The organism is Agrobacterium leguminum (assembly GCF_005144435.2).
GTDB classification, from domain to species: Bacteria; Pseudomonadota; Alphaproteobacteria; order Rhizobiales; family Rhizobiaceae; genus Agrobacterium; species Agrobacterium leguminum.
Window position 1 is genome coordinate 333,168 of the sequence record NZ_CP120216.1, and the last position, 26,635, is coordinate 359,802.

The 26,635-nt window shown below is 53.8% G+C and carries 24 protein-coding genes; 5 read left to right on the forward strand and 19 right to left on the reverse strand.

The annotated features are described in order from the left end of the window. Window positions 1–33 precede the first annotated feature (33 nt). The gene (locus CFBP4996_RS28225; RefSeq protein WP_162936157.1) at window positions 34–831 is read left to right on the forward strand and encodes a FadR/GntR family transcriptional regulator; all 798 of its coding nucleotides are present in this window, start codon (window positions 34–36) and stop codon (window positions 829–831) included. Between the two features lie 128 nt (window positions 832–959). On the opposite strand, the gene panC is transcribed toward CFBP4996_RS28225, so the two are convergent. From panC to CFBP4996_RS28240, 3 genes are all read right to left on the reverse strand, one after another. After that, window positions 960–1,811: a pantoate--beta-alanine ligase gene (gene panC / locus CFBP4996_RS28230; RefSeq protein WP_080855416.1), complete on the reverse strand. Its 852-nt coding sequence runs from the start codon at window positions 1,809–1,811 to the stop codon at window positions 960–962. Between the two features lie 251 nt (window positions 1,812–2,062). Next, complete coding sequence (panB, locus tag CFBP4996_RS28235; protein ID WP_080855231.1) at window positions 2,063–2,872, reverse strand: 3-methyl-2-oxobutanoate hydroxymethyltransferase; 810 nt, start codon at window positions 2,870–2,872, stop codon at window positions 2,063–2,065. A gap of 436 nt (window positions 2,873–3,308) precedes the next feature. Continuing rightward, complete coding sequence (locus CFBP4996_RS28240) at window positions 3,309–5,147, reverse strand: methyl-accepting chemotaxis protein (protein ID WP_080855232.1); 1,839 nt, start codon at window positions 5,145–5,147, stop codon at window positions 3,309–3,311. Window positions 5,148–5,784: 637 nt separating this feature from the next. On the opposite strand from CFBP4996_RS28240, the gene CFBP4996_RS29600 reads away from it, so the two are divergent. Continuing rightward, the gene (locus tag CFBP4996_RS29600; RefSeq protein ID WP_424243873.1) at window positions 5,785–6,204 is read left to right on the forward strand and encodes a LysR family transcriptional regulator; all 420 of its coding nucleotides are present in this window, start codon (window positions 5,785–5,787) and stop codon (window positions 6,202–6,204) included. Continuing rightward, window positions 6,174–6,635: a LysR family transcriptional regulator substrate-binding protein gene (locus CFBP4996_RS28245; RefSeq protein WP_080855234.1), complete on the forward strand. Its 462-nt coding sequence runs from the start codon at window positions 6,174–6,176 to the stop codon at window positions 6,633–6,635. Before CFBP4996_RS29600 ends, CFBP4996_RS28245 begins: the two co-directional genes overlap by 31 nt. A 477-nt stretch (window positions 6,636–7,112) precedes the next feature. Here CFBP4996_RS28245 and CFBP4996_RS28250 read toward each other — a convergent pair whose 3' ends face one another. From CFBP4996_RS28250 to virD1, 8 genes are all read right to left on the reverse strand, one after another. Then, window positions 7,113–7,748: a LysE family translocator gene (locus CFBP4996_RS28250; protein ID WP_080855235.1), complete on the reverse strand. Its 636-nt coding sequence runs from the start codon at window positions 7,746–7,748 to the stop codon at window positions 7,113–7,115. Window positions 7,749–7,987: 239 nt separating this feature from the next. Further along, a complete protein-coding gene (locus CFBP4996_RS28255; protein WP_080855236.1) occupies window positions 7,988–9,796 on the reverse strand; it encodes a zeta toxin family protein in 1,809 nt (602 codons plus the stop codon). A gap of 310 nt (window positions 9,797–10,106) precedes the next feature. After that, a complete protein-coding gene (locus tag CFBP4996_RS28260; RefSeq protein ID WP_080855237.1) occupies window positions 10,107–12,098 on the reverse strand; it encodes a hypothetical protein in 1,992 nt (663 codons plus the stop codon). A 55-nt stretch (window positions 12,099–12,153) separates the two neighbouring features. Further along, entirely contained in the window at window positions 12,154–13,761 is a 1,608-nt protein-coding gene (locus CFBP4996_RS28265) for a VirE2 family protein (RefSeq protein ID WP_080855238.1), read from the reverse strand. A gap of 11 nt (window positions 13,762–13,772) precedes the next feature. Beyond that, a complete protein-coding gene (locus tag CFBP4996_RS28270) occupies window positions 13,773–13,964 on the reverse strand; it encodes a hypothetical protein (protein ID WP_080855239.1) in 192 nt (63 codons plus the stop codon). A 439-nt stretch (window positions 13,965–14,403) separates the two neighbouring features. Further along, window positions 14,404–16,404 (reverse strand): type IV secretion system ATPase VirD4, encoded by a 2,001-nt coding sequence (gene virD4, locus CFBP4996_RS28275; RefSeq protein ID WP_080855240.1) that lies wholly within the window; start codon window positions 16,402–16,404, stop codon window positions 14,404–14,406. 414 nt (window positions 16,405–16,818) lie between these two features. Continuing rightward, entirely contained in the window at window positions 16,819–18,021 is a 1,203-nt protein-coding gene (locus CFBP4996_RS28280) for a relaxase/mobilization nuclease domain-containing protein (RefSeq protein WP_080855241.1), read from the reverse strand. 25 nt (window positions 18,022–18,046) lie between these two features. Continuing rightward, on the reverse strand, window positions 18,047–18,490 hold the full coding sequence (virD1, locus tag CFBP4996_RS28285; protein ID WP_080855242.1) for a T-DNA border endonuclease subunit VirD1: 444 nt from the start codon (window positions 18,488–18,490) through the stop codon (window positions 18,047–18,049). A gap of 252 nt (window positions 18,491–18,742) precedes the next feature. Between virD1 and CFBP4996_RS28290 the strand changes: the two genes are divergently transcribed. Next, window positions 18,743–19,438 carry a conjugal transfer ATPase VirC1 gene (locus CFBP4996_RS28290; protein ID WP_080855243.1) on the forward strand — a complete coding sequence of 232 codons (696 nt, stop codon included), beginning with the start codon at window positions 18,743–18,745 and terminating at the stop codon, window positions 19,436–19,438. 2 nt (window positions 19,439–19,440) lie between these two features. After that, the gene (locus CFBP4996_RS28295; RefSeq protein ID WP_080855244.1) at window positions 19,441–20,046 is read left to right on the forward strand and encodes a conjugal transfer protein VirC2; all 606 of its coding nucleotides are present in this window, start codon (window positions 19,441–19,443) and stop codon (window positions 20,044–20,046) included. 79 nt (window positions 20,047–20,125) lie between these two features. Here CFBP4996_RS28295 and virG read toward each other — a convergent pair whose 3' ends face one another. The 8 genes from virG to virB5 all read right to left on the reverse strand — a co-directional run bounded on the left by virG (window position 20,126) and on the right by virB5 (window position 26,627). After that, window positions 20,126–20,851, reverse strand: a complete 726-nt coding sequence (gene virG / locus CFBP4996_RS28300) for a two-component system response regulator VirG (RefSeq protein WP_080855245.1) — start codon at window positions 20,849–20,851, stop codon at window positions 20,126–20,128. Between the two features lie 219 nt (window positions 20,852–21,070). Continuing rightward, window positions 21,071–22,111, reverse strand: coding sequence for a P-type DNA transfer ATPase VirB11 (virB11, locus tag CFBP4996_RS28305; RefSeq protein ID WP_080855246.1), 1,041 nt, complete (start codon window positions 22,109–22,111; stop codon window positions 21,071–21,073). A 42-nt stretch (window positions 22,112–22,153) separates the two neighbouring features. Continuing rightward, window positions 22,154–23,272, reverse strand: a complete 1,119-nt coding sequence (gene virB10 / locus CFBP4996_RS28310) for a type IV secretion system protein VirB10 (RefSeq protein WP_080855247.1) — start codon at window positions 23,270–23,272, stop codon at window positions 22,154–22,156. Beyond that, window positions 23,269–24,144, reverse strand: a complete 876-nt coding sequence (locus tag CFBP4996_RS28315) for a P-type conjugative transfer protein VirB9 (protein ID WP_080855248.1) — start codon at window positions 24,142–24,144, stop codon at window positions 23,269–23,271. The genes virB10 and CFBP4996_RS28315 overlap by 4 nt, the downstream gene beginning before the upstream one ends. Continuing rightward, on the reverse strand, window positions 24,141–24,854 hold the full coding sequence (locus CFBP4996_RS28320; RefSeq protein WP_080855249.1) for a type IV secretion system protein VirB8: 714 nt from the start codon (window positions 24,852–24,854) through the stop codon (window positions 24,141–24,143). The genes CFBP4996_RS28315 and CFBP4996_RS28320 overlap by 4 nt, the downstream gene beginning before the upstream one ends. Beyond that, window positions 24,841–25,008 (reverse strand): type IV secretion system lipoprotein VirB7, encoded by a 168-nt coding sequence (locus tag CFBP4996_RS28325; protein WP_080855250.1) that lies wholly within the window; start codon window positions 25,006–25,008, stop codon window positions 24,841–24,843. The genes CFBP4996_RS28320 and CFBP4996_RS28325 overlap by 14 nt, the downstream gene beginning before the upstream one ends. 17 nt (window positions 25,009–25,025) lie before the next feature. Next, a complete protein-coding gene (locus tag CFBP4996_RS28330) occupies window positions 25,026–25,913 on the reverse strand; it encodes a type IV secretion system protein (protein ID WP_080855251.1) in 888 nt (295 codons plus the stop codon). A 54-nt stretch (window positions 25,914–25,967) separates the two neighbouring features. Next, complete coding sequence (gene virB5, locus CFBP4996_RS28335) at window positions 25,968–26,627, reverse strand: pilin minor subunit VirB5 (RefSeq protein ID WP_080855252.1); 660 nt, start codon at window positions 26,625–26,627, stop codon at window positions 25,968–25,970. Window positions 26,628–26,635: the final 8 nt, after the last annotated feature.

Consider the following 26,635-nt stretch of genomic DNA (forward strand, 5'->3'; position numbering starts at 1 on the left):
TCCGGTAGCACTTGAATGGCGGGAGGCCTGTCAATGCTTGGCGACAAAAACCGAAAAACGCAAACGAAGGCTAAACGTGAGCGGGCTTCCAGACATCAGGTACTCGACACGCTTTTCGAGACAAGACGACCGGATGGTCTACACAAGCGCGTCTATGGGAGCCTGAAACACGCCATTCTGACCGGGGCGCTGGAAAAGGGGGCAAAACTCCCAGCCGAGCCGGTACTTGCGGAAACATACGGGGTGTCACGCCCCGTGGTTCGTCAAGCCCTTGAGGAGCTTCGCAAGGAGGGCCTAACGACCTCAATGCGCGGATCCGGTAATTTCGTCTCCGGATCGGTCGAAACGATCGATGCAAATCCTCCATCGATGTCGGCGGATGCCACGGCGGGACGTCAATTGGTGGAGGATCTGGAATTCCGCTTGGCATTCGAACCGGAAGCCGCCGCTCTCGCTGCGCTTAGACGAGACAATGCCGATCTGGAGCGCATGGAAAATGCTTTGCGCAAATTCGAGGATGCCCATAGCCGTGGAGCCATAACGCATCATTTCGACTACCTTTTTCACGAGGCGATCGCGATCGCCACCCGGAACAAGCGGTTTATCGATGCGATCCAGTCGCTGGAATATCACGCTGAAGACGGCCGCATCATGATGCGCGACCTGTTGCTGTTTCGCCCTGAACTGCACACGAACGCTGTGATCGACGAGCACTATCATCTGTTGGACCTGATTAGATCCCGTGACAGCGATGCCGTTAAAATAGCGATGCGTGATCATATTGAGCGGGGCCGCATGCGGCTTGTGCAGCATCTCGATCGTTCAGATTGAACCCGTTGCCGAGGCTCAAAGCGGCTCGCACTGCGTGACGACTCGGCTTCAATATTCTGGCGTCGCCGATACCAATTAGTGTGTCGTAATATGTTCCCAGGCCCAAAACAGGTTGGCATCAGCCGTCGTTACAATTCAATATTGTCTATCAACCTTGTAGCGCCCAGTCGCGCAGCCCCTAGAACCACAAGCGGGACTGCAGATCCCAGCTCCGCAGCCGTTGGCGATTGCAGATCGTGGCTTCGACGCACAGTCGTGTAATCGGGCGTCCAACCGGTTGCCTGAAGCTCTCTCATTGCCTCCGCCTCAAAGTCTTCCAGGGACTTTTCGCCACTGCGCGCGACAGCCGCAAGACGTTGTAGCACGTCCGAAAGCTTCGAAGCCTGTTCGCGCTCGCTTGCACTGAGGTAACCATTTCGGGAGCTCATCGCGAGACCATCAGAAGCGCGATGAGTTTCGCCCGCCACGATCTCGACTGGCAGGGCGAATTGCGTGACCATTCGGCGTATGATCATAAGTTGCTGATAGTCTTTCTTCCCGAAGACCGCGATGCCGCCGCCCGTCGTTGCGAATACCGCCGAGAAGAGCTTCATCACCACAGTGCAGACGCCGGTGAAGAATCCTGGCCTAAACTGGCCTTCGAGGATATCGGCTATTTCGGGATCTGGCTGAACCTTGAATAGCTGGGGTTCGGGATACAGGTCGGACTCGCGCGGCGCAAACAACACATCGCAGTCGGCGCCCCTCAGTGCCTCACAATCTGCATCCCAAGTGCGCGGGTAGGTGCCGAAATCTTCATTTGGCAGAAACTGCAGTCGGTTCACGAAGATGCTGACCACCGAGATATCACCGAGATCATTTGCCAGATGCACGAGAGAGATATGCCCTTCATGCAAGTTGCCCATTGTCGGGACGAATGCGGGTCGTCCCTTGCCCGCAAGCGTTTCACGTAGATCAGAGATAGTGTGAACAATTTTCATATGTATGTACTTCTTTCGGATACGATTACTCAGCACGACTTCAAATCAGTTTCCCGCTTTTCCGAGCGCACCGACTTAAGTTTTTAAAACGTAGCTTCAGAAGTGCCGAAGGTTCTGGGTGGAGCGGGCCCGCGATTGCATGCGATGCTTACAAATCGTCGGAACCTCCCAGTATATTTTTTATCGCTTGCCGCGTATTTTTATACTGCTTGTCGTAATTACCGGCACAAGATCTATTTCACCTCATAGATTCAGCGATAGACTTCTTCTTCACCTGGAAAGCTTCGATCGCGAACAGCCGCGGCGTACGAAGCGATCGCCGCATCGGCCGCCTTTCCGAGTTCGCCAAACCGGCGGACAAAACGCGGGACCCGTTCGGACAGTCCCAGCATATCTTCGAGAACGAGAACTTGCCCATCGCATTTGGGCGAAGCGCCGATCCCGATCGTCGGCACGGAGATCGAGCCAGTAATCCTTTCAGCCAATGGCTCCACGGTTCCTTCCAAAACGACCGCAAACGCGCCGGCATCCGCCACTGCGGCAGCATCCGCTTCGATCTTTGGCCAGTCACTCTCCTTACGCCCCTGAACCTTAAACCCGCCAAGGGTCATTGCCGACTGCGGTGTCAGGCCGACATGACCCATGACCGGAATTCCCCGCGCGGTCAGGAAGCCGATGGTCTCCGCCATGTGCGCTCCGCCCTCGAGCTTGACTGCCGAGCAGCCGGTTTCCTGGAGGACGCGCGACGCAGTCTCGAAGGCTTTTTCCGGACTGGCTTCATAATATCCGAAAGGAAGGTCGACGACGACAAGCGCCCGGTTTGAACCGCGCATGACACTTTTTCCATGAAGAATCATCATGTCGAGCGTTACGCCAATGGTCGAATTCATTCCATGCTCCGCCATGGCGAGGCTGTCGCCGACGAGGATTATATCGGCATGCGGATCGACATAGCGTGCTGTCAGTGCGCTATAGGCCGTCAGCGCAACAATCGGTTCGGCTCCCTTGCGAACGCGGATTTCCGGCGCCGTTATTCTTTTCTGATTGCCATGCACACTCATTTTTTCTCCTTGCACAAACGCGATATGATGGCGTCGTGAACAGGTTGTTCTCAGTTTGTACCGAGCCCTCAACGTCTCTGCCTATAGTTTCCTTGTCATCACGGATGCCAGATTGTACAAACACTTTGTGAAGATAGTTGTAACATTTTTTTACATCTAATCAGGCTTCCCGCTCTTCGAATTCCGATCTATGGCATCTTGAGCCGGATCATGAAGGTTTCGAGCGCTTGGTCGTTCGACGGAGGATCACGCCCATCGCATGCACATCCATGACGTATGCCATTACAGCGTTCATGAGACCGACCGAACACCTAGATCTTGGTAAACCTGGACCAACTTCGAAATTGAATGGAGAAAGCCCGCCACGCAGTCTGCCGCCGGCTCCCGCCATCAACCTCGATTCAGCAATCCCTAGGCCGCCAGCTGGGGACGATCCTCAACCCGCCGCACGCAACCGGTGGGCCAGCTGATGCAATTCGCTGTCGCCATAGTCGGTCTGTCCGATGCGAAAGCTTCGGATCAAACTCACGAGCTCATCCGTATCGACCGCAAGGGCTTCGGCTGAGGCTGTCGTTTCTTCCGCCATCGCCGCATTACGTTGCGTGGCGGCATCGAGCTGGTTCAAGGAGGCTGAGATTGACCTAAGTGTGACGTCCTGCTCGGATGCTGAGTGGGCGATCTTGCCAACAATTTCTCTCGCGCCCGTGACCTGGCTCGAAATGCGTTTGAGTGCCTCCCCAGCTTCGCTGACCAGACGCACGCCGGCCTCTACCTGGCCGGATGACCGAGAAATCTGCACCTTGATCTCGCGGGCAGCAGCAGCAGATCGCTGCGCCAACTCCCGCACCTCTTGGGCGACAACGGCAAAGCCTTTGCCTGATTCTCCGGCTCTTGCTGCCTCGACGCCGGCGTTCAGCGCCAGAAGGTTCGTCTGGAACGCGATATCATCGATCACGCCAATGATTTTCGATATCTCTCCCGAGGAGTGCTTGATACCATCCATTGCGTCGATTGCCTGGGCAACAATCTGGTCAGAACGGTCGGCCTCAGAACTTACCGACGTGACACGTTTTGCCGCTTCACTTGCGCCTTCGGCTGTCTGACGGACAGCGACCGTCAACTCGTCGAGCGCCGCCGACGTTTCTTCGAGATCCGCTGCCTGACGTTCCGTGCGCTGTGACAATTCGTTGGAGGCTCGACGGATTTCTTCTTTGGAGCTGCCGATATCGATGCTTTTTGCGGTGACCTTTGTCATCGCCGCTTCGAGCTGTCCGAGAGCCTCGTTAAAATCTTGGTGCAGCGTCTCGTAGGTGGGACCAAGGTCTTTACAACGGACCGTGAGATCGCCCTCTGCCAAAGCTCCCAGCGCATCGCCAATCGTCGCGACTACCCGCGCTTGCAGCGCAGCGTCCTGTTGCTGCTGGCTGAAGTTCCTTTGACGCTCGTTGTCCGCCTCCTGTCTTTGCAGCTTTTCGCGCTCCGCCATCATCTGTCGGTCGCGAACTTTTTCCTGTAATGCTTGCGTTGCTCGTGCCATCATACCAACTTCGTTCGCCATTTCCGTGTGCGGAATTCTAATCCCGACATCTTCGTTGGCGACTGCCTGAAGCGCGGAATGCACTGCCGTTAGGGGCCGCGTGATGTTGCGCATAACGCAAAAGGCAACGGCAAGTGCAATGATGAACGCGATCGCGCCGAATACCGCGACCGCCAGGATCTCGCGGTCGATCGTCGCTTCCAGGTCGTCAACGTAAACACCCGTTGCGACCACGACCTGCCAAGGCTCGAACTGACGCGAATAAGTTGCCTTTTTGAAAACCTGATCCGAAGGCATTCCGGGCTTTGGCCAATAGTAGGTCGTGATCCCTCCACCAGAGCGGCCCTTAGCGACGATTTCGTCGCCGAACAACGTCCCCATCTTGTCGGGTTGACCCTTCTGACTGACCCCGACGAGCTTGGGATTGTAGTGAAATCTGATAACGGTCTCGTAGTCGAGACCAAGAATGTACCCGGCCGGATTATACTGCATTCGCGAGACCATCGCGTAGGCTTTGGACTGGGCGTCTTCGTGCGACAGCGTGCCGGCCCTTTCAAGTTCGTAGTAGGAATTAAGGATTGCTGTTGCGGACTCGACCTGTGTCCGGAGCATGTCGTATCGCTCGGCATAAATCGCATTGGTTGAGGATCGGATCTGCAAATAGCTCACGGTTGCGGACGCGAACATGAGAACCGCAATGAGCAGCAGAAGTTGATACGATATTTTGAGGTTCTTCATTCTTACTCCTCTTCGGCCGCGGCCACGAGTTGGACGGGCTAACTCGGTTGTTGTGGTTGAGCGGTTCCAAGCTCAACTCGAATGGATTGCAGTTCGATCGACGCTGGCGCCTGTCACCGCACTTGTGCTTGGCTGTTTGGGCCGGAGACCGCCTGACAAAATTAGTCGCTCTGGCGCGCGACGGTGAGCAGTGATTGTCGTGCTGTCGCGAACTCGCCGCAACTACTCGCCGATCTTGCAGAGCTAAGCCGTCTTCTTTGCCAGAAATCTCGATCCAAATGAGACTTGCGATACAATCGCCGGCGATAAACCTCGATGCAGTATCAGTATGCTTGTTGCCAACCCAACTCTGGGTGGCCGATTCCTTCAAGAAAATCCCCTCCAGGAAAGATCATAGATCCCTTGCGACGCCCAGAGTTCCCAGATCCGGAGGCCGCTTCGAAGCCATTTATTACGTAAATATATTGATATACTTTTAACAACAGCGAACTCTCATTAGAGGGTATCGCGCTGAGCGTACTTTAAACAATGCGTGACCAGAACAGGAGTGCAATAGGGCCAATGGGATCGAAGCTGTGATAGCGGCCATCTGAAAGAACAGATCGGGCTGAGGCGGGCGCAGATATTCAGGGAGATTATCCGTTCGGGATCGACCCGTCGGGCTTCCCGCGTCTTGCAGATCACTCAGTCCGCGGTCAGCCAGCAGCTCAAGCAGTTTGAGGAAGCCGTGGGCGAGAAGCTGTTCATTCGGGATCGTTGCGGTTTGATACCGACATCTCGCGCGGTGGAGATTTATAACAAGATCGACCGCTATTTTGAGGCGCTCGGACATATAGAGCGCGAGATTTTTGGTTCGTTTACTGTCGCGCGAAACAGCCTGACGATCGCCGCGCCGCATATAGTCTGCCTTTCTCTTTTGCCCAGGCTTGTCGGCAAGCTTGAGCGAAGTGACCTCCTCGCTGGAGTTCTACGTCCGGGCTCAGAGCTACGACTAGGTTGCGCAGCTCGTCCTGACAGGGGAGGCAGATGTGGGCTTATCGCGTCTACCACTCGATGAACGGTTTTTCGACGGAGGTCGATCATGGAAAGCCGAAGCGTTTGCCTTCTCCGACCGGACCACCCGTTGGCGGCAAGGAGGTCCTCACCGCCGAAGACGTCGCTTCAGAGAGGATGATTACGCTTGATCGCGAGTTTTCCTCTAATCTGATGGTCATGAATTCGTTCGCCCACAAAGGCCATATCCCCTTCGTTAGCGTGCGGACAGAAGCTGTGGGTTTCAGCGCGGCCTTCGCCGCCCATGGTTCGGGCATTACGGTCGTAAATGACTTCATTGCTCGTCAGTGTGACGTGTTCAATCTGAAGGCCATCCCGTTTTATCCGGGTGTCGTCCATGAATATGTCGTGTTCTGGCGCAGAGGCAGTGACAAGGTCTCGAAGCAGGCCAGCCTCGTCGAGGCCATAACCGATCTTGCAGTGACACCTTCTTAAATACCCTCATTTCAGCCAAACCCCAATTCTTTCTTAAAACACAATCTCCGCCGCGTCGCGGACCAAGCGACGACGAGTGCCCTCGCTGAAGATCGCGCCGGGAACCGCGTCTTTCTTTTGCCTGCCACGGGATCGTCAATACTTCCTCTTAGCCCGCCTTCCGCCCAGAACGAGGACCAAGCGACCCGCCGGAAAGATGCGACGAACCAAGTCACGAGTATTTCAACAATTAATGACTTCGCTGGCAAACCACGCGGAAATCCCAATGCCGGTGGGAAGCCAGCGACCCCGGCACCTTCTCGTTGCCGTCACGTTATCCATGGCAATCGCTTGTAAATTCTGGCATTGAATCGACCAATCCGCAGCGCGCACTCGGCTTCGTCCTGCCGTCACAAACCAGTTCTGTGCGACAATTTCCATTTCCGCCTTGCTCTTGGATGTGGGGCAGCAATGCCGAGCAAAAAGACGAAAGAGCATTTAACGGCCTTGGAGGCCCTTCCATAACGTGAATGACGCCACGACAACAAGAAGCAGGCCGGCTGATCGACCGATAACAATGGTGACTTTGGGGGAAGAAATTAGCCAATCGCGGCTGGTAGCTGCCGTCAGAACAACAGAACCATACACGGCGATCTGTGTCCCGGCAGCCATGAGCCCCATGATGATACCCTGGATCCACACTGGACCATAGGCTGGCTTCATGAACTGAGGATAAACAGCCGTCAGGAACAGATAGGCTTTCGGATTGCTGAGGCTTGTAACCATGCCACGCCTGAACGCTTGCCAGGCAGAAGCACTTACGCTTACCTCATCGCCTTTTATAACGATCGAGCTTCGTATTAAGCTGAGGCCGATCCACACCATATAGATAGCACCGAACACAAGCAGCGGGGTGAAAAGAGCCGGTATGAGATTGGCGAGAAGACCGACACCGATGGCACCGTAGAGTGAATGGACCACTCCACCAGCCACGATCCCGGACATCGCCGACATGCCGACTTGCTTTCCTCCAGTGAGCGAGCTTGCGAGCACGAAAAGCATATCTAGGCCCGGCACGAGCATGATACCGAGGAGCAAGGTGAAATAAACCCAGAGATTGTCCGTGTAAGTCATTCTCCATATCCTATGCTGTTGGTCGTCATGCGATGCATTTCGCAACCTTTTGCTGGATTCAATCGTGACAATAAATTTGTCAGCGACCAGACGATTGTTATTCACCTTATCCTAGCTGAGGACGCCTCTCAAATTGAGTGAATCGAGCGATCCGGTCGGTTGGCACCTAGACGATGTTCGTGTCGAAATACCGCTCTGCGCCGTTAGAATGACAATCACATGATTGCAAATTAACATGGTCACTCTCGTTCATTGGCGTCGTCACGGGAGCGATTAATCAGAAAATCCCGTGAGGTCGACTTTGGTTGAGCAACGTCGCGTTCAGGTAAACGCAACCCTAAGCACGCTCTCGTGGAACTGGGAAGAAGCGAAAAAGTATTATCGGCCAGACGTTGGCTTAGTTCATCGTATCCACCGCGTTCGTTCCTGACGAGGATGCGCTCAGACGTTATCCACGAAGGAATCTGGTCGATAGTGTCCAGGCAAATTTTCGTGTTCGCCAAAAAGGTGCTGCCATTTCCACCATCGATCAAGACTGCTGGCAATGCATCAGGAGAGCGTGACGCCAAGCTATGAGGCAACTGCCCATCACTCATCGTTCTCGCAAACAAGTCGCTGTTGGTTGCTCTCGAGCGCGCCATCAGCGAAGCCGGCGTTTCGTACCCATTCGAATCTTCCGACCAAATAAGGACATTCATTTTGCTGCGGTTACGATTCATGTTGGGGAAGGTGTCGCGATCGACAACCATGCTGTTATAAATCTCGATTGGCCTATAAACGCCCTGCGAGACCTCAACGAGAAACCTCGGCCGCTCCCGAGGCAGTCGAGCGACCTGGGTTTGCTCGCCACGCGTGTTGTTGGAGGTGCTCGCTTCGCCACGATCGAGTCGAGATCGCTTTGCGCTACGCAGTCCCGCGGATAGCTCCAGGTCACCTCCAACATCAACCGCCCGATTTCCAAGAAATTCCTCTTCTAAACTTTTGTAAAGCAATAATATCTGCGGTAAAAATTGTTGGCTTAGAGGATGTTGACCTTCTTTATTTGCCGCGATCGAGTCTACATCTTCCTTGATATTTCGTACAAGCGCTTCCGCCATCTCTCGCGGATTTTCCGATGCGGGTTGATGAGGATCGAAATTGCCTTGATCGTTAAGCGCCGAGTTAATTTCGATGATAGTGGACCTCATCGGAAGGTCCATGCGAGCATGGTGCCGGAGTACATCGCTTCGTGTCAGTCTGTCCCAGATGGTCATGATCTCGTCGCGCTGAGACTGCGCCAGCGGCCTGTTGCGTTCAATCATCAATGCACGGGTGGAACTTTGCTCAACATTTAAATTTGCTGCCTGCGCATGATCCGCCGGCAGTTCTTTTTGATGCAATATTTCACCTGATCGACGAACAATAGCAATCCGCCCAAACTCGCTGGAAGTCTCGGATGCCGCAGCAATGCACGCCCAAAGATCATAACTGCGATCGTGAGCATTCGCGTCCGGCAGAGCAATGTCAGAGATGTCGTTCTGCGACAAACCGCGCTCGAAACGATCATGCATGGCGGTGAAACTGGTAATCCTGTCCGTGGAAACGATATTAAGCTCAGTCTTGTAGCCTTCCCGACGAGCTCTCGCGAGTACGACTGGATTCGGAGCATCGTGTGCCTCCAAAACGATGTTTGATCGATGCGCGAAGGCGTACTCTATAAGCTGATCCCGCCAATTCGTGACAGCCAGTCTATTTATTTCCGCCACCCGACACGTTCCCAGGATCCGAGTCCGATTGTTGTCGGGCAGGTAAGTTATGAGTTGGTTCTCATCAACAACTTGGGTGGCATCCTGGTCCAATCTCCTCCATAGTTGCCCAGTCATCGAGGTCTTACCGGCGGCGGGCTGGCCGCCCACCACGATGAAGAGCGGGCTCGTGAGCCCTCCCGCCTTAGCACCTATGCTACCAAGGATGTCATGATCAAATATTTCCTTGGCTTGTCGGGAATTTAGCTTTCTCTTTCTGTCTATGAATTTATTCAGTGTTTCAAGTTGGTCGGGTGTTTGCATAATCCGGTTACCTCACGTCAAAACTTAAATTCTCAGTCAGGTCGCAAAGAGCCTGTCTCCAGATAAGGCGAAAAACAGCCAGAACCCCGAAGCATTTTTCAGAGCCGCTAGATCATTGCGGACGCAACCTGCAGGGCCCAAAATGCTCAACCTCTTCTGAGGCTGAAATGGTCCGTTTCCATCCCACAGAAAAGCGCAAAGTGTGAACCGGTTAGACTCTGAGGATGATGTTTCACGGCGGAGTGATGCAGCCTGCGCTGATCGACTACCCAGGGCGCGTCTCACGTGTTAGAGCGACAGGACGAACTCACTAAAGCGAAAGATTTCCCGATCGGGACCGATCTCGGCTTCGAGAACCTTCCAGAAGGATCAATCGGTCGGCATTCGCTTTTGGCGCCGGCGCCGGCGCCGGTAATGGGATAGCGTGCAACTCTCTCAGCAGCGCGTTTCGGTCTGATTCTGGCAGATTGTTCGAAGTAGAATTTTGCCTCGCAGATGACTTTTGTGCGAGACCCGGTCTGCCAAAAAGGGCTTGAGGATCAACGATCGAACCTGTCGCAGTGTCGGAAGTAAAACCGCCCATCAGACCTCGCTGCGGATGCGGCAGCGTCGTCCTGATTGGAGGTGTCACAGTTGGATCGGAAGCACCCCCAAGCGTGCCTCCCGCCTCATTTCCAGTGCTTCCTCTCCCTTCAGCAGTGTGCCGCAAAGGATCCGGTAGTGGCGTGCTGTCAAGGCGTCTTAAGAGTTTGCCTTGGTTCCAATCCGCAGTATGCATTCTCGCTGAGGAAGACGTCCGCATGACCTGGACCGGTTGGTCCACGGGGGTCCGCTGTCCACCTTCTGCATCAGACGATGCCGCATCCATCCGTCCAACCATTGTTTCTTCTGCCGGAGTAAGAGGTTCTAGTAACGGTTGCTTTGATGCAACGAAATGCTGAGATTCGCCCCGGGGCTTCTCGCCGGTTGTTTCTCGGCCGTCCTCCGTGGGAAAGCCTGAGGAGCGGTGGGACGATGCTGGACTAGGCCGTTCCAGACTTGGTGAGTGTCCCTGATCCCCGCTGCCCAGCGAAGGTGAAGCGGCGGCCGTTGTCTGTGCACGCGAATCGCCGGTTGCCCGCCGTGCCGTTGCTTCAGTCCGAGGCAGGGACGTTTCTTTATCTTTTGCCCGTTCATCTACGGGGAGATACGCCGACAGCGGTGGACGGGATCTCGGAGTAAACGGTTGATGCTGCCAGAGGTTTTCATGCTGTTCCGCTTCCTTTGCGCGCACCTCTTGCGCATGGCGTTCGCGTTCGCCTTGGAGCGTCAATTTCCTGCTGACAGACACACCCATTATTTTTTTTGTCACCGATTTGACGTCGTCGGTAAGATATTTCGTTTCGCTTTTATAGAGCGTTCCAAAAGTATGCTTTTGACTGGTCAGGCGCCCTGTAGCATCGTCGTAAAGCGCTGAGCGTTTGTTAAAGAGCCTTCGATGATTCAATACGTCTCGTCCAATTTCGTAGCCGTCCTTGTCGAGAAGAGACTTGTAGGACTTACTGAACGCACCACCGAACTTTCGGATCGTTGTTTGAGATGACCTCCGATCAGCCGCCCTCGTTACACTCTTGGACGAACCAATCGTCTTTCTGCTGATAAGCTGGAGGTTTCCCTGGTCATCCCGCTCAAATATCTCCCGACGAGAACCGCGTTGCCGGGTTAGCTGTCGATAAAGCCTATTTTCTGGACCAGCCCGGTAAGGATCACCCAACTCCTCCGATACACCTCCAAGCAATCGCGCGCCAAGCGGATTGCGTTTGATGTATCGCGTCCGGATAAGTCCACCATTTTCATCCCTCTCCCATCTTTCCTCGAAATGTCCCCCTCTGTATCTTACCTGCTTGGAGCGCAGCGACCCATCTTTAGCATAACGATAGTGGCTGACCCGCATCCAAGTCTGCGTTTTGTGAAGACTAAGATGGATCGCTCCGGTCTCCGCGTCGCGCTGGACAATCTTCTGGGTATTTTTGAAGAAACCCTGCTCACTCGTTAACGTGTTCGAGTGATCAGTCCGAAGCCGCCTGTTTCCCAGGAATTTATAGCGTATCTCTCCGCGAAATCCGACGCCCAACTTATCGAGCATTTGGAAGTCAGCGGCCTGATTCCGCTTTTTTTGGGGTGTCTCGCTACGAGTTCGTAAGTTGGTCGCGGCCCGTTCTGTAAGCCATGCTTGTCGCCCATGCTCGAACATACGTTTGGTCGAGCGGCGCATGTCAGCCGAAGTCGAGATCTTGATCTTTTTCTTTGTCGTGCTCACCATCGGAGTATCTCCATTTAGACGATTTCCTAGCGGAGCTTCTGCCCGTCATCAAAAGCTACAGACCGTTAACCGTATGGCGCGCTCTGCTGCCAAAGGTTCGGCGACTATCGTGTATTGGTCGTGCGGCCGACTCTGGCCGGACGAAGTTGCGCGAATATATGTTCGCCGGTTTACCAAGAACTTGCGCGGCGTCATCTGGCAATTTCATCATCTTGCGCTCATATTCCGCGGCTATTGTGTAGGTGCCAGTTCGCTGGTTTTTCTCGTTACGATCGGCGATCAGTACATTTTTTTCAGAAAGGTTTCGCAACTCGGTCGCAGGGATATCACGGATGTCCCGCAGTTCCGGGCCGATCGCGGCCAAAATCACCCCATTGGCGGCGAAGTGCTCGAACTTAATGCTGGGGGCATGGCTTTGCTGGCCCATGGATTTGGGTAGACCAGCAGCATCCATCAGTTGTCCGAAATGTTCTGGATCTGAATACTGCAGCCTAGACGGCGACATATAGCGATTTCCATCGCGGGTAAGGACCTGAACGCGATCCCATAATTCACCTTTCTTCAAAGCCTTCGCCCAAGGCGAATCTGGTGCACCTTCAAACAGGAATTTGACGCTCACATGGCGGTCGAACCCTCCGTCTTGTCCGCCCATATTGACAGTGGCAAGTGGCAACTGCCTATTGTGAGCGCGGTTCTCACCTGCGAACTCTGCAAAGCGGATATCCGCGCTACCAGGTTCCCATGCCTCCAGGTACTTGGAGTCATGCATGATGCCGGACTTTGATTTCAGCTTTATCTCGGTATCTTGCCCATATAGGTTTTTGATAGAGCGTTCGAATTCGCTGAACGTCTTGCCGGTAAAGTCGTCACCAGTCGATAGCCTATAAGCAAAACGAACATCGTTTTGCGGCGTCTTGATCATTATGTCGGGGAGCAAGGACCCGGCTTGGAACGGATGTTTGTAGCACTTTTGGATTTCTCTTCGACCGTATATTGTCTCGACGTATCTAAATTCAGGTTTGGGTTTGTTGTTGCGGTCACGTTCTACGTTCTCCGCTTGCTCGTAGAAAATGCTTGTACCGGTAATTCCCATCTGCGCATGGGCGTGGTTCCAGACATCCTGTTTGTACCGGAACCTAGAACTGTTGCGTTCTTCAGGCTGAAGCCCATGGAGATCTGCGCTGACGCTGTCGGGAATGTCGATCCGCTCGAAGGCAAGAGGCGGCGGATAGTAGTTGCCTGCGCCGTCCCTATAGAGACGGCAGAATTTGTTAAATTCGTCCTTGGTGGGCAGGCTTTCGAGATTTCCCTTAGCCGTTGCGATGAAAGAGTGAGGTCCAGTTTGACGGACGAGAATATATTCATCCTCGCGTCTGCCTGCTCCCGGCAAAGCAGGCATATTTGCAAAGCGGTCAGATAGGCTATCCATGCTCTCGTCATGTCGAACCGTTTGATCATGACTTATCCCGTCACCGGGAGAATGGCTTGAAATAAATCGTTCAGTCAGAGTTAGACTGGAGTTCGTGACACTCGCATCGGCCATATCGATCTCGCGCTGCCCCTGCAGATCCTGACCAAGAATTCGAGGCCGCTTGCTGATTGCTGCCTCTGCAGCGTCACTGGAACCATGCGCGTCTTCGTTCGTATCGACATTGGGATTCATCGTGGATCTCCTTAGTCAGCAGTTTGTTTATGAGGGAGCGGGCACTGCCGGATGAAGTCCTCAAGCGCTATCATTTCCACGTCGAGAGCAGTGAATGCGCTGTCGCTGTTATCTCGAAGCTGGCATTCTTCGTCGATTCTCTCCTCATCCACGGCTGTGAGCTTGCCGGTGCTTTTGTCTGTACCGAATTTGATGGTCGCCATTTTTTCTCTCCTGAAATGGTTTGGAAACGCGAGACCGGTTGGCGGAGGCTGCTGCCGATAGCCACAGTTGTCTGTGCAGTGTCGCATCTCCGGTTCCGATCAGCGCAGATTCGGGAGTTTTTGCCGTCTCCCAGCCGAAGTTCCGAACTCGAATACGGCGATAGACGAAGACTATCATGACGCTTCAGGTCATTGAACGGATATCGCGTTTCATCTGTAACGACCCTCCTGAATGCAAAGGTGCGTTCGGCAGAGTCAGGTGCCGCCATCATAAAAGTTTACGGACGAGCCGATGGGCCGTCGATGGGATCAGCGGCAGCGGAGGTCCATACGTCTGAAATTAGTTAGCTTGGCACACGAGAAGGACGCAGTCGACTTTGTCCTTAAGGTTGCTACGAACCGACTTTGAGGCTTTTGCAAAGCTCAGGTCCATCATCAACTATTCTGTGGCCGCTGGCGTGATTTTATTTCGTTGTTGCAGAGCTATTATATTCTTCAACAGTCTCTCCTGCTTTGAAATTGCCACGGTATTAAGGGCATCTACTTCGTCATGCGACTTGGTAGCGGTTATCTGCGGGTATTTATCCGCCTCGCCGTCGGGCAAGCCATTCCCGCCACGGTCGACCGTTCCCGAAGCCTCCATGTCCGGTGCTTGGCCCACATCCGCGGAGTGGGCAGCGCTTAAATCCCCGTCCCATCCAACTTTGATTAGATCGCCTCCAGTTGCGGTCCCGATCTCCCTTGCTTGACGTTCTGGTAACTCGATCCCGTTTGTTAATGGAAGTGGAAGCGGATCAGGAAGAGTACCAGTCTGGCTTTCAAAGACGCGCTTCAGATTGCGATCGGCATAATATCTAATCTTTCGTAGCATGAGCGGTGGCTGACCCTTTATCAGCACGATCTGGCTCGCGTCATCCAGCAGTCGAACTTGTTCAGGGCGCAACAAAGGTGCCCCTTGATCGGAGATCTGGATGTTTTGATCAAATATTCGCCCTTGATTATGTGACGTCGAACGCGCCTGAAAGGTATATTCGCCGATAGCCTTTGAAATATAGGTCGGTGTCTCGTCATCTGCCGTTGCCATAAATACCTGCAGCCCGGTATTGCTGAGGAAGTTCTGTTTTCCCGCCTCATCATAGGTTCCGGTTAAGGCCGCAAGACTTTGGATGATAAACATGAATCTGCCCTTGTAGCCTGCAATGGTCGTAATCGCGGTCTCGATGGCTTCCAGCTTCCCGAGGTGCTTGAATTCGTCGAGCAGGAACAAGACCTCGTGCCGCTCGTCGGCGCTTGGAAGCGTTCTCTGGAGGATGGACACAATCTGCTGGAAGAGCAGGCGCATGAGAGGCGCAACCACTTCAAGGTCGTTCGGGCTTACGCACAGATAGACGCAGGTTCTATTGCGGCGGAGATCGTAGATGGAGAAATCAGATCGACTTGTCGCTGCCTTGACAAGTGGATCTGCCCACAGATTGAGTCCGCCGTCCCCGAGCACCGACGTGTATGACGTGAGAATCTTCGTATCGTTGCCTGCCATGTTGTCGAAGATGCGTTGCGCTTCCCTGTTGTTGGTTTCTTCTGCAAGTTGAGCAAATAGCCGGTATTTCTCTCCGGGCTGAGCAAATAGGTCATATACTGCTCCGATCGTGGGTGTGCCTCGCTCAATGCAGGCGAGAATGCCGGCGACGAAAAGGTCTCTTGCTCCATCGATAAACCCCTCGGCGCTTTTTCCCTTGGCGGTGATCAGATTCGCAGCTAGACGTCGAGTTTCTGTGAATTGCCGCTCGGGCGGCAAGGTCGCGATGTCAAGGACTGGATTATAGCAATGCGTCCGCCGCTCCGGATCAAGCGGAGCAAATTTATAGACTGAGTCGCCGCCTGCGCAGCGTGCTCTTGAGGTTAGCTCGAAAAGTTCGCCCTTCACGTCAAGGGCTATCACAGAGCCTTTGAAGGTGAGCAGTGTCGGTATAACAACGCCGACGCCCTTGCCGGCTCGCGTTGGGGCAACAACAAGGCTATGCGGCTGCCCGCCGCTGGTGAGATACTGACCGAAAAGATAAGGACCGCAGGTCTTCCCAAACACCGGGCCTTCAATGCAATCAAACCGCTGAAGATAGCCCGCATGCCGCAACTCGCCAGTCCTCGCCCAACGAGCCGTTCCGTGATGCTCTTTATTCCGTTGAGTCAAGACAAGTTGCATCCCCAACACAAACACGCTGACTGACGCTATAATCGCAAGACAGCGATAGAAGTCGGAAGTCGCGTAACCCAGATAGAACGGTGTCTGGTACCAAAAGGCGAAGACGTCAAACGTCATCATCCCCTCGCTGCTAAAACCCCCGTCAAACGTTAGGTACAAGCTTGCTGCACACAGACCAGCAGCCAGCGAACACGAAATGCTGAGGGCAATCCTGAAGGGGGTGAATCCATTTGGTTTCATCGCTTCACCTCTTGAGCGGTCCCCTCGCGCGATCCCGTAAACCAGACGGGCTTGGAGCGTTGTACGGGGATCGCCCAGGCTCTTCTCGCGGTCACGGTCCACTCCTTGTTGTTAAGTTGCGTTTGACCCGATTGTGGGCTGCCGTCGTTGGAAGCCGCGTCATGGGATTTTCAATCGCTCGGATCCGCAAAAAATCGAATTAAATCACGAGCTGAACATGCTTTGTCGCACATGCACTTGAAACAATGCATTGTCGTCAATGTTCGCCTAAAATGCAGCCCCAGTGCGTAAACTACGCAGGGTCTGGCTGACATAAGAGTTGGGGAGTTCGTCCGACAGTCAGTGCTGTTAAATTCTCCGGCAAATTCCATCGGTTGCAATGATGTCCCTTTTTCATTGCATTCCGCCCGGTGGCTAATCTCGTTCTCTTCGCGAACGTTTGGATTTCGTGTCGCGATCAGACTGGCCCTTTGGACGTCGATCTCGCGGGTGTCGTTGCTCTGGCGGAGTCTGCCTCATAGTGTCAGCGTGAAGTGCCGCAGAACCCTCCTGATTGCCCTTGGTTTGAGATGTTGCGCGATCGTGTCCAACATCGCGACTTTCACCGGGCGCGCCGATCCTCTTGCCATCATGTTTTCGACGCTCAGCATCGAATGTTCCTCCATCAGGGTCGCTGAAACGGCTAGCTTGGGCGTCCCCATATCTGGTTCGGCCGCTCCGAAGGGAGCGCCTCCGAGTTTCCGTCCGCACCGAAAGCCTGTCGTCGCTTTCACGTGTTGGATTGCGTTCAGTTGTGGCGGGTTGCAAGGAGCCACTGCCCGATGAAGACAATGGCCTTGGTGCATCCGCCACAGGGAGGCTGTCTTGATCTTTGGATATCCTCGCCGGCTGCGGGTGAGGAGGCGATAGACCAGCCTCTTCGCCGGAACGGCTCGGCTCTAGGTTTGCCTTGGGTGCATGCAGCTCTTGCGACAGTAGCTCGGAGGTGATCCTCTTTTCCCGTTCCAGGCGTCGATACCGGGCGTAAGTCATTGGTGGCTCGGAGATGCCGCGATCGGCTCGCGAGGTCGCTTCGAACTCGATACCAAAGCGGCGCGAAATTGCGACCATTTTCGTGCGGAGTGCTTTGTAATTCAAATGCGGATGGCGGCGGGATATTTTCAGCCACTCACGCCCTAAAAGCTCTCGGCGATTAACGACGACATGCAAATGCGGATGCTCGCGATCCGTATGGAATGCCGTAAGGTAATCGTATCGTCCTCCACCGTTACCTGAACCGAACATCTCGTGGGCCCATTCCCGCCCCGCGGCAAAAGCGGCGTCTTGATCAGTGCCTGGTGGGAAACTCACGATGATGTGGGTGGTTAGATCCTGATCTCTTTCTTGATTATCTTGGTCATCTTCACTCTCGATATAGTTACCCGTTTCCCAAGCCCAACTCCGGGCCTTTGTCGGAATGGAACCATGCTTCAGCGGAATGCCGAGATGCCGGGCGGAGAGCTGGAGTTCCAACTCTCCCTTTCGGCACAAATATTCCCACTGATTGACGATCTGTTGGGGTGTCTTGGTCCCGCCCCTTGGGACGATGCGAATAAAAGCCTGGGGTCGTTCGGCCATACCATGCCTCCGTGGATCCGCGCGTTCAGCAAAGCCTTTGCAGCCTTGCACGTCCATCAATCCGGCGTCGAGAGACCGATAAGATTAGGCGTAGCAAGCCATCGAGTTCCGCGAACGCCTCGCCGAACGCGATCCTTTCGCATTTCAACGCCGCAAGATCAGCTTTGCCATCCATGCCGGAGGAAGCAAGGACCGCCGCGACGTTATTTGAGAGCATACCGATGGTCTCAGTGATGATCTCTAGCTTCTCGCGGGTCGCTACGTCGATCTCCAGAAAGCCACCTATACGGCGAGCGGCCACACGCAGAGCCATGCTGTCAGTCAATCCAAATGAACGGGCGGCCTTAGAAAAGCTCTCGTATTCGGCAAACCGGAGTCGAATGCTGACCACTTTATACTCTGGGGCTTCCTTGGTTTCGCGTTGTGGAATAACGGAAGCACCTGTGTCACCTCCTGGCGCTCGTGGCATGACACGTCTCCTGCAAACTCAACCAATAACCGGAATGATTATTCAGTCCGTATCGCCCGATATTACAAACCGTCGAGCTCGGATAGCAATAACTTTATGATGAAAGTCATATTTTAACAGTTACAGATGCAATATAAATCGAATTAATGCGAAACTGAATATTTCACACTACTACTTTTAGCCGTGCTACAATACCCAAAATCGAACATAGTTATTTTCTATCCTGGATGTAGGTGATGACTGGAGCAGAGAATGAAACTTATTACATGCTGTTCATTCAAAGGCGGCGCTGGCAAAACGACCGCGCTCATGGGATTATGTGCAGCCTTCGCAAGCGGCGGAAGAAGCATCGCGTTATTTGAGGCCGATGAGAATCGGCCACTGACGCGGTGGAAGGAGAATTCACTGCGTAGCAATACTTGGGATTCCTTGTGCGAAATTTTTATCGCAGATGAAATGCCGCATTTGGAATCAGCGTACGAGGGCGCCGAACGACAGGGTTTCGACTACGCCTTGGCCGACACCCATGGTGGTTCGAGTGAACTGAATAATACGATTATCGCGAATTCCAATTTCTTGTTAATCCCCACCATGCTGACCCCTTTGGACATCGATGAAGCGCTTTCAACCTATCGTTATGTAATCGAGTTGCTTATGAGCGAGAAACTGGCAACTCCGACGGCGGTGTTGCTACAACGCATGCCGGTCGGCCGCCTTACCACATCGCAAAGGTCAATGTCTGAGATGCTCGCGAGCCTTCCCGTTCTCGCCTCCCCCATGCATGAGCGTGACGCATTCGCCGCCATGAAGGAGCGCGGCATGCTGCACCAGACCCTGCGCAAACTCAGCGCCGATCCAATGATGCGACTTGTTGAGCACAATCTGCGAATCGCAATGGAGGAACTTGTTAGTCTTTGCCGATTGGTCGAGCAAGCCATGGAGAGTTGACGATGGGCCTTCGCAAACCCGCCTTGTCCGCAACAGAAGCCAAGCGACTTGCCGCCGCAAGGATCGAGAAATCGAAAGTCGGGCCGCCTGCAAGTATAAAGGGGGCCACACTCCCCGATTTGCACAGCGAGATCGAAGATCAATCGAGGTTCTTGACCGAGGTCAAACATCGGCATCAACTGGATCCTCAATTATGCGTGCCGACGATTGATGCCCTGAGTTCAGTTGCTACGCAGCAAAAGATCCAGGTTTTTCTTTCCGCGCGCCCCCCTGCACGCGAGGTATCGTTGACTTACGACCGCCTCAGCCTACAATACACGCCGATCAAATCATTGCAGATGATACTCCGTCGCGCCCTGAAGGACTACGAAGCATTGTTGGAGGATGGATCATTCCGCAAGGCACCGAAAAGCTATCCGGTACCACAGATGCCTTTGGACAATGGCATCATCGCTTGTACATCCCGTATGTTCCCGGTCTCGCTGGTGAACGTGGCTCGCAGCCATTTCGATCCCCTAGGCCTCGAGACCAAACGCTCGTTTGGCCTAATGCTTGCCACTGCGGCTCTCGCCTGCTTTTTCGTAGAAGAGAAAAGGCTGAGCCGCTGACCCTGGCATCGGTGCCGGTGACGAGTGCTGGCGCCTGACCTCTTGAAGATCTTATATTGTAAGTGTAAGGCGAGCGCGTTCAGGCTGCCAATACTCCGCCGTAAGAAACGTCCACATCTGCGTCAAAGAAATAACCGGCGCCCCGGGATGTCTTGATAAGGATGGGATTAGCGGGATCGGGCTCAAGCTTTCGGCGAAGCCGCAAAATGAGCACGTCCACACTTCTGTCATAGACCTCCTCATCACGCACGCGGCTGGCGAGGAGAAGATGCTCTCTGGACAAGACATCGCGGGGCCTCTCGAGAAAGGCCACCAAGAGATTGAACTCCCCTGCCGTCAGCTTCACTTCATCGTTTAGGTCAGAAACGAGTCGGCGCTGCCTGAGGTTAAGGGTCCAGCCATTGAAATAGAACGAGCGCCGATCCTTAGCCCGGGCGCCGGTAGGACGGCTTCGCAATGCGACACGAACGCGAGCGAGAAACTCGCGCGTTCCAAAGGGTTTTGCAATGAAATCGCATGCTCCAAGCTCTAATGCGACAACCTTATCAGCTTCTTCCACACGGTCTCCACTAATGATGACAATTGGAACGTCTGATTTTGAAGCTAGATTCCGGACGATTTCCAGTCCGTCTTCGCGCCCCAAATTCAAGTCGACAACCACAACGTCGACTACCTCGCCTGCAAGCACGCGATTGAAGTGGCTACTCTCGCTCACTGCAGTGACCCTGAGGGCATGTATCGTTAGATAGTCAGTAATCAGGTGCCGCATCGCGGGATCATCATCAATAAGGAGGATATGTTTCACCGGCTCTCACCTTTCAATCTTAGTTTCCATCGCTCTTTAGGAATAGGCTATGGGACTATTTCTGCAAGGATGCTGGGCAGTTTCCAACCGTGATTCTTTTTCTAATTCCGCATAACCGGCGATATTTGCCGCATTGTCAACGACGTGCGAGTGCAAAATTGAATATGCAGATAACAACGTCATTGCAACGATCAACCGGTCTTTCATACCACCGCAATTTCAATGATGATCTAGAAGGTTGGCTATTGTCTCCCCTCGTTGCCGAGCATCGGCCGCCAGCCAAACTTCACCAATTTCGTATACATCACCGCGAGACCGGAACGGCACAATGACATCGATCGCCGCCGACAACATGTCAATCAGCGTTTTGTCCTCGAGACCAGCGCCCTGCTTAGTCGCCTTGATCAGCGAAAAGAGTTTCTTCAAGCCTTGCACTGGGTCGGCTCCGTGGATTGTCGAAATTGACCCTGGATGTCCCGAAACCACCTCGCTCAGGTATGCCCAAGCAGCCTCATCACGCATCTCACCGAGCAGTATGCGATCTGGTCGCATCCGCAGACTGGCTTGAAGGAGATGCTCCGCGGTGACGGCGCTTAATCCCCCACCATTCTTAGAATAAAGTAAACGTACGTGGTTCTCATGCGGTATCACGAGTTCGAGCGTATCTTCAATCGTGACCAGTCTTTCATGCAGCGGGATAGCGCTGATCAGTGTCTTGCTCATGGTTGTTTTTCCACTACCGGTCGGACCGCAGAGCAGCACGGTCAACCGCCCAGTGACGCACGCCCGAAGGAAAGTTTCAAGGTCCCCCTGCTGATAATATGTAAGAATTTCGTCATCCCTTTGGTTCTGACGTGTCCTGCGCGAATGCCATTGATTCCATCGCGATGCGTCGTAGCGACTGGAAACTTCCTTAAGCTGAGAAACCTGAGAACTTGGACGACGGATCGTCAGGCTGATGGTTCCAGAGGGGACGGTTGGCGGTAAGCAAATTTGCAGCCGCTCACCGTTCGGCAACTCAGTCGCACACAGTGGACTGTGTGGTCCAACATCTTGTTTTCTGAGCGCGCCGGCCAGGATGGCGATATCCTCAAGGTCGTCGTAGTTGAGACGCGACTCATATTTGGTATACATACCGGCCTGCCGAACAAAGACCTCGCCTGGCCGATTGATCGCGACTTCTTCTGTTCCAGGGTCTTCGAGCCAGTCCAAAACCGGGTCAAGAAGAAGTCGTAGTTGAGGGTCTGCTTCAGTTTGCATTGCAGCCTCCAATTTTAGAATTGTGATTGTTGTTGCAACATATCACCGTCGAATGTGACCGACCTGACCGACGAGTTGTAGCTTGTAGATGTCGGAGAAATCGAGATCGCGCGATACGAATATCGAAGCAGTATCTCCCTGGTTTTTACTCAGTGTCGGCGGAATGTTGATGGTTGATTTCAACGCTGTATCGGCGGCTTGTTCGCCGTTGTTCTGCACACTGTTGAAACTGGTGCCCCCGCCTTCACTTCCAGCATAACTCCCGACGGCTTGCACGGCACCTTGAACGACGCTTAAGAGGATGGTACCCCCGAAGCGCTTCCAGAAGTGATTGTCGATCGTACCCGTTAGACCGGAGCGACCGAGTTCGTCCGTGCCCGGAGATGTGAGCGAGATGACAGCGTGACTAGGTGTTTGCGCGCGGCTCCAGAGTACGAAAACACGCGCATCTCCCTGATGGAGACCATGTTGAATTTCGCCCACAACAGTCGTCCCTCGGTCGAGGAGGACAACATTGCCGGTTGCTCCCCGGACGTCTTGAGGCAAGATGCACTTTGCATATCCGGCCAAGTTTGTATCGATCGCGGTTTGCAGGGTGCACGGAATAATAGTCCCTTGCGGAATAATAAAATCCGGGTGCGGCAAGAGGACCGCACGGCTGGGCTCCAGCACTGTTGGCTTCATGCGAACTGAGAGCTCATTCTCGCTCGGCGCATTGGGATGTGACGAACCATCGGAGTTGTTATTGATTGGTCCTTCTCCATCAGTGTTGGGTCGACTTGGAGGTTTCACACTGCCTTGACCACCGCCACTATAAGCGAAGATCGGCGATTCTTCGGGGCGCGGTCCGCGTCGTTCCCGATCATGCCGCTCCGGCAATGCCGTGGCAATCGCCGGCGGGCTTGACATCGGTTTAGGAGAGATGTCGATCGGTGCCGGACGAAACGGCTTTGTGTTAGCATCGATCATCTTGTCAGGGGTGGATTGTTCGCTGCTTTTCTTTGGACGTGCGCCAAGCCAAATGAAACTCAGTGACAGCGCCAGAACAAGCCCCACCAAAATCAACTTCGAGGGCCCCGAGACGCGGCCACGCCTTGGTTCAGGAAGCAAGGATCCCGACGAATGCACGTCATTAACCGAATGTGGATCTCCGTCTGTCATTGCTTGACCTCCTTCAGCACCCGCCGAACATCGGCTCTAGTCGTACCTGTTCCAGGCTTCGTTCCGACGGGATTGTAAGCTGTATTCAAGATCCGAAGCACTGTATGACCATCCCTCAGGCGCCACTCGCGAGAAACCGATGACACCTCGACATAGTCTCCTTTGACTGTGTAATCGGCGCTCGCTTCCTTTCCGTCGGGATTGATCACATAAATCGACGGAAGACGCACATTTCCCGGAAACCGAAAAATCGTCGAAAAGCCATTGTCGTACACATCTACCGGTGAAAGTGACCGGTCACCTTGCGCGACATAATGCCAATTGTTCCTGCGGCTCCCGGATGCGGGAGGCCGATCCAGTAGGTCCTGTGCCTTTTGTTGGGACTGCATTTGCGCCCTTGTTCGATCAGCTATGAGCTTTTGTTCTGCCTCTTTCTGTCGGGCAGCATACGCATCTGCGGGATAGGAGAATTGAACGCTGTAGTAGAGGTCAGATTGCTCTTTATCGAGACTGGCCATGGTTCTAGCAGAAACACTGAAAACATAACGTCTAACTCCCGCATCGCTTGCTGTTAGAACCACAACAGGTTGCGGGGAGAGGACCTTGCTTGCTTTGAAGAACAAGTTGTTACCGCGCGGAAGGGCGGCGAGGTCTGTACTGTTCGAAACTGCAACGGCGGTTACAGTCTCATTGGCGCCGAACGTTACAACCAATGTCGCTCCGACGGCTGTGGAAAGACGTACGACCTCATCAGGATTGTAGGCCAAGCTGCGCATACGCGGATCGAACTTCCCCGCCGTTGGCGTGTCCTCCGACCTGACGCCATGAGCGGCGAAACAGATACACATAAAGACCAGCACCTTTTTTTTCATGGCTGGCTCCTTCCTGAATTCGAAACGGTATCCTCAGAATTTTGGTAGGAAGTAACAACCAAGCCTCCCGGATTGTCGAGCCTAAGTCGGCCGGGCATCTTGGTCACTTTTTCGTAGCGAACCGTTGCGGTCCAGGTAGTTACTATTGGAGGTTGGCCATCCATCAAAACACTACGCTTGTAGCGGATCTGTTGCATTCCAGGAATGATGTCATTCGAACCGATGTGCTCGACTTGAACCTTTCCACGCTTGCCAATTATGGTCTGCGGCGAGCTTGGACTAGGGTAATTGAAGAACTGCTGATAGTCGCGCCGTACATCAGGAGCGCTAAAATCCGACACTAGATCGTAAGCATACTGAGCGGTATCAGCTGTATAACTTTCCCGGAGACGGACGTACTCCCATAAGGAGGCATTCACGACTGCCTGCTCCTGCGTCGCTGGGAGCTGTGAGACGGAAACTTCGCTGTCCAAGGTTCCATCCGGACGAACCCACAAAAAGACAGGAACCAGTTTTGATAGCGGAAGCATTGACGCGATTGTGAAAGCCTGCGCAACGTTCCCGAGCACGGCGACGGCTGCAATAACTACCAACACCTTAGACAGCCTCCGGGCAGACTTCGTCCTTTTAGCCTGAAATGCTTCAACGTCCTTGTAGTGTTTCGCTAGGGTATCCCTCTGCACCAGCAACGCATGATCAGGGTTGTCCATGGATGCCTCCCTCGGGTCTTGGTTGGAGATCGGTTTGAGCAGGCTTCCACCGTCCAACGTTCAGCGGAAATACTGGACCTTTGGCACTCGCCAATCCTGCATCTCCCTGACAAGACGCCAAGCCCAAGGTTACAAGTATCAGAAAATATCTCATGCATTCCTCCTACCGGGTTACCGACGAAATACTTGAGCAAAATGTCGATTGAGGCTTCCGGCAACTTGTGTGCCGCCGCTCCAGTAGCTACCGCCGAGATTTCCAGCGATTGCGGGAAGCGCAACGATCAGAGCGTCACCCGTCAAGAAGAACATATCGATTTCATAAAGTCCGATGATCTTAGCGGCAGTCGTACCTGCGGCAGTTACCACCCCGAGCACGACTACAAGTACAGTTGCCTCAGTCATGAGGACAACTGTTGCCACGATGTTCAAGAGGAGCAAAAGTATGGCATAGGTTACCAGTTGTCCGATCCATTTTGCAGCAATATCGCGAGTGCGATCAAAGAGATAACCCACTAGCACCAAAGGGCCGATCGCCAGCAGGACTTTGGTGAGAATTCCGACTGCATCGTAGATCCCGAACGCTGTCCACAAGGTCCCGTAAAACACCCATTGCGCCCCCTGAAAGGCGAGGATATCCTGGTCGTTCATCGGCCCTATCTCTGAAGCAATCCGCTGAAATGTCACTTGCGTCAGCGCAAACATCGTATCGAGTTGCGCCGGGATGGACTGCAGAGGAAGATCACTAATGCTGAACTTTTGGACGAAGTTTGGCACTGTATCTTCGAAGACGGAAACGACGTAATCGTGATAGTCTGCCTGTTTAACGACCAGTGTCACGACAATCGACACTAAGATGACGCGCGTGATCCCGCTGCGGGTGTCAACCTCTCCTCGCATGACCAAGATGCCCTGAACGATGATCCACATGGTCACACAAGCCACGAGCGGAGCACTGACCGCGCTTTGGATATCTGCAAGGATCGTGTCTAAGCCGGACGTGAAGGCGAGGTCGAAGATCGCGTGTATCGCCGTGAATGGTGCAGGAATACTGAAGTTCATTGCCCTACCTCAACTGGGGTACGCCATCTTCTTGTAGTCCATGACAAAACAGTGCTACGGTACAGCGCCGAAGATCAGCGCCGTTGCTTGGTGTTCTTTTCGTTGAATTGCCGCTTCCTCAGCTTCATGCAAACCGGCTTGCGCGGTCGTCATCGTCGATAGGCTCGTCGCCTGGGTATTCTGAATAACAGCGTCGTGAATTTGCTTGAGAAGCAACCCATTCGTCACGGTCGCCTGCATTATGTTGCGTGAACGCGAGAGTTGGGCGGATGTATCGCGGTTCGCCGTGAGTCGTTTGTCCAGTGCGTCCAGATTGTCGGCGGCAAGGCCGGCAGCGTTCGCCGATGTTGTAATCTGGTCCCGTAACAACTTGCCCTCGGCGTCATTGCCAATCACCTTGCGATCGGGATCGGATACTATCCCACGCGCGGTCATCGAAGTCTTCGCCTTTGAGGAGAACAATTGTTCGTCAAGTTTGCCGGTCGACGGGTATTGGTTCTTCTGATCAAGAGCGGTCAAGAGACCGGTGACGCCAAACGCGGAAGTCAGCATCGTCACCATCGTGATCACTTGTTCCAAATTTGCGGCGGTATCCAGGGCGGTGGCGAGGGTCTCAGCTTCCGTCGCGGGGTCGCTGACAACGAACTGCGCATCGGCCGTTCGGGACAGAGTCAAAAAAATGATAAATGCGATTGTGGTAGCGCCGAATTTCATGGTTGCTT

Coding starts and splice junctions, on each gene's coding strand:
- CFBP4996_RS28225 (WP_162936157.1), top strand. CDS start 34: ATGCTTGGCGACAAAAACCGAAAAACGCAAACGAAGGCTAAACGTGAG.
- panC (WP_080855416.1), bottom strand. CDS start 1,811: ATGAAAATTGTTCACACTATCTCTGATCTACGTGAAACGCTTGCGGGC.
- panB (WP_080855231.1), bottom strand. CDS start 2,872: ATGAGTGTGCATGGCAATCAGAAAAGAATAACGGCGCCGGAAATCCGC.
- CFBP4996_RS28240 (WP_080855232.1), bottom strand. CDS start 5,147: ATGAAGAACCTCAAAATATCGTATCAACTTCTGCTGCTCATTGCGGTT.
- CFBP4996_RS28245 (WP_080855234.1), top strand. CDS start 6,174: ATGTGGGCTTATCGCGTCTACCACTCGATGAACGGTTTTTCGACGGAG.
- CFBP4996_RS28250 (WP_080855235.1), bottom strand. CDS start 7,748: ATGACTTACACGGACAATCTCTGGGTTTATTTCACCTTGCTCCTCGGT.
- CFBP4996_RS28255 (WP_080855236.1), bottom strand. CDS start 9,796: ATGCAAACACCCGACCAACTTGAAACACTGAATAAATTCATAGACAGA.
- CFBP4996_RS28260 (WP_080855237.1), bottom strand. CDS start 12,098: ATGGTGAGCACGACAAAGAAAAAGATCAAGATCTCGACTTCGGCTGAC.
- CFBP4996_RS28265 (WP_080855238.1), bottom strand. CDS start 13,761: ATGAATCCCAATGTCGATACGAACGAAGACGCGCATGGTTCCAGTGAC.
- CFBP4996_RS28270 (WP_080855239.1), bottom strand. CDS start 13,964: ATGGCGACCATCAAATTCGGTACAGACAAAAGCACCGGCAAGCTCACA.
- virD4 (WP_080855240.1), bottom strand. CDS start 16,404: ATGAAACCAAATGGATTCACCCCCTTCAGGATTGCCCTCAGCATTTCG.
- CFBP4996_RS28280 (WP_080855241.1), bottom strand. CDS start 18,021: ATGGCCGAACGACCCCAGGCTTTTATTCGCATCGTCCCAAGGGGCGGG.
- virD1 (WP_080855242.1), bottom strand. CDS start 18,490: ATGCCACGAGCGCCAGGAGGTGACACAGGTGCTTCCGTTATTCCACAA.
- CFBP4996_RS28290 (WP_080855243.1), top strand. CDS start 18,743: ATGAAACTTATTACATGCTGTTCATTCAAAGGCGGCGCTGGCAAAACG.
- CFBP4996_RS28295 (WP_080855244.1), top strand. CDS start 19,441: ATGGGCCTTCGCAAACCCGCCTTGTCCGCAACAGAAGCCAAGCGACTT.
- virB11 (WP_080855246.1), bottom strand. CDS start 22,111: ATGCAAACTGAAGCAGACCCTCAACTACGACTTCTTCTTGACCCGGTT.
- virB10 (WP_080855247.1), bottom strand. CDS start 23,272: ATGACAGACGGAGATCCACATTCGGTTAATGACGTGCATTCGTCGGGA.
- CFBP4996_RS28315 (WP_080855248.1), bottom strand. CDS start 24,144: ATGAAAAAAAAGGTGCTGGTCTTTATGTGTATCTGTTTCGCCGCTCAT.
- CFBP4996_RS28320 (WP_080855249.1), bottom strand. CDS start 24,854: ATGGACAACCCTGATCATGCGTTGCTGGTGCAGAGGGATACCCTAGCG.
- CFBP4996_RS28325 (WP_080855250.1), bottom strand. CDS start 25,008: ATGAGATATTTTCTGATACTTGTAACCTTGGGCTTGGCGTCTTGTCAG.
- CFBP4996_RS28330 (WP_080855251.1), bottom strand. CDS start 25,913: ATGAACTTCAGTATTCCTGCACCATTCACGGCGATACACGCGATCTTC.
- virB5 (WP_080855252.1), bottom strand. CDS start 26,627: ATGAAATTCGGCGCTACCACAATCGCATTTATCATTTTTTTGACTCTG.